General features: G+C 62.4%; 2 protein-coding genes. Both read right to left on the reverse strand.

Annotated elements, in window-relative coordinates; genetic code table 11:
* On the reverse strand, positions 1–569 hold a 569-nt coding region (locus NCT03_RS29840), incomplete at its 3' end, for an ATP-binding protein (RefSeq protein ID WP_250494982.1).
* A gap of 12 nt (positions 570–581) precedes the next feature.
* Positions 582–2,105, reverse strand: a complete 1,524-nt coding sequence (istA, locus tag NCT03_RS29845) for an IS21 family transposase (protein WP_250494983.1) — start codon at positions 2,103–2,105, stop codon at positions 582–584.
* Positions 2,106–2,184: the final 79 nt, after the last annotated feature.

Genomic DNA, 2,184 nt, shown 5'->3' on the forward strand with positions numbered 1-2,184 from the left:
CGGTCATCAATCATCTCGAGCAAATCGTTTCGGACCATCGCGTCGAGCGGAGCCATTCCCCAATCGTCCAGCAGAAGAACATCAACGCGAGCAACCTGCAGCAGCCATTTGGTGAAGCCGCCGTTGCCGTGGAGGACGCGCAGTTCCTCGCCGAGGCGCGGCACACGTAGGTACAACGCGGAGTGCCCGCGTCGGCAGGCATACTGCGCGAGGGCGCAAGCGAGCCATGATTTACCTGCGCCGGTTGGGCCGCTAATGAGCAGGCTGTATCCAGATTCGACCCAGTCACCGAGAGCCAGGCTTGTGAGCGATCGCGGGTCCACGCCTCGACCAGCGCGAGTGTCGAGATCTTCGATGGCGGCCTGCGGATACTTCAGGCGCGCTTGCTTGAGCAGTCGAGTGCGGCGACGATCATCGCGCCAACTTGCTTCCCGGTCGACCAGCAACGACAGGCGTTCCTCGAAGCTCAGAGCCGCAGTACCGGGCTGCGTCAGTTGCTCTTCCAATCCGTCAGCGAACCCATCCAACTTCAGGGTGCGTAGTTGCGTCAAGGTTTGATGCATCATCATGGCGGGTTCTCTTTATTGATAGTAGCTGGGGCCACGGACATGCGCGTGACTCGGACTGACCCACTCGACGGGCGTGGTCGCTGCCGCGCGGTCGCGGTTGTTGATGAGGATGTCGCACACGTGGCGGTAACGATGTACACCCAATTCAAGCGCCAACGCGCACGCCGCTTCGAGACGGTCGCGACCATAGCGACGTGAGAGCGAGAGCAAGCCAAGGCACGCCCGATAGCCGTGCTCGGGATGGCGCTGTTCCTGCAGAAGTCGCGCGACGAGCGCGCCGGTGGCGCCGCCAATCTGCTGACCCCAGTGGATAAGCCGCTGTGGAGTCCATTCGAGATGGGCGCGGTGTGCTGCCGGCATGTGCTCGACGGCGGTGGTGTAGCCTCCTACGCGATCATTGCGAGCATGGCTGGCCACACGGCGACCGCGATGCAACAACTCGACAGCGCCCGCAGTAATGCGCGCATCGAGCTTGAGTCCGACAAGCGCGTGCGGGACGCTGTAGCGATGTTTATCGATCTCGATGTGATAGTCGATGTGGACGGTCACTGCCTTGAACCGCGCGAGCTCATACGGCTGCACCGGCAGTGGCTGTAGGGCCGGCGCGTCTAATTCGGTGAACGCGCTGGCGCGGCATCCAGGCAGCTTCTGAAACGGGCGCTCGTTCAAGTTCTTCAGTAGCGGGCGGATCGCGTCGTCCACCGACTGGACCGACTCGAACTGGCGATGACGCAGGCGCGCCATGATCCAACGTTCGACCACCTGAACCGCTACTTCAACCTTCGGCTTATCCTGCGGGCGATAAACGCGTGCAGGCAGAAATGAGGTGCCATAGTGACGCGCGAAGTCCAGCACGGTGTCGCCGGCGCGAGGCTCATAGCGATCGGGATCGCCGATCATCGCGCGCGGGTTATCCGGCACGATCAGCTGGGGAACGCCGCCGTAGAAGGTCAGCGCGCGGGCGATACCACTCAGCCAATCCTCCATCGTCTCGGCCGGCGTGGCGCATGCGAATGTATAGCTCGATGCGCCCATGGCGGCCACGAAGATGTGCGCGCGGCGCCCTGTGGTCAACGGCAACGTGGGACCGGCGAAGTCGACGAATAGCTTCTCGCCAGCTCGGTGGATCTGCCGCATGGAGCGCTTCAGCCGTTTCGCGAACGCCTTATAGTGCTCGCAGAACTGCGTGTAACGGTAAGTCTTCCGATTCGCGAACTCCGCCTGATATTCCTCCCACAACAACGTCAGCGTCACGCCCTTGCGGCGCAGCTCTTGATGAATGCGACCGTAGTCGGGCTGTGCATAGGCCGCGGGTCCGGTGGGCTTGCCAAGAAGCCGTCGCTCGAGCTCGCCTTCGTCCATATCACAGGCGATCGCCCAATCCAGCCCGGCGGCACCCGCCAGTCCGACGTACTTTGTGACCACGCCCTTGGAAATGCCCAGCGACGCGGCGATTCGATCATGCGAGAAACCGCCGTCGAACTTAAGTCGTAAAACGTCCTTGATCATGCGCATGTTCATCCGGTGCGCGGGCATGCTTTCTCCGGCCAAAGCCGGCGAGCATAGCTCGCGTGGTTGATGTCATGCGCAACGCCAGTCCTGTCGTCCGGTCCGT

This window comes from Caballeronia sp. GAWG1-1, from assembly GCF_023631465.1.
In the GTDB taxonomy this organism is placed as follows: domain Bacteria; phylum Pseudomonadota; class Gammaproteobacteria; order Burkholderiales; family Burkholderiaceae; genus Caballeronia.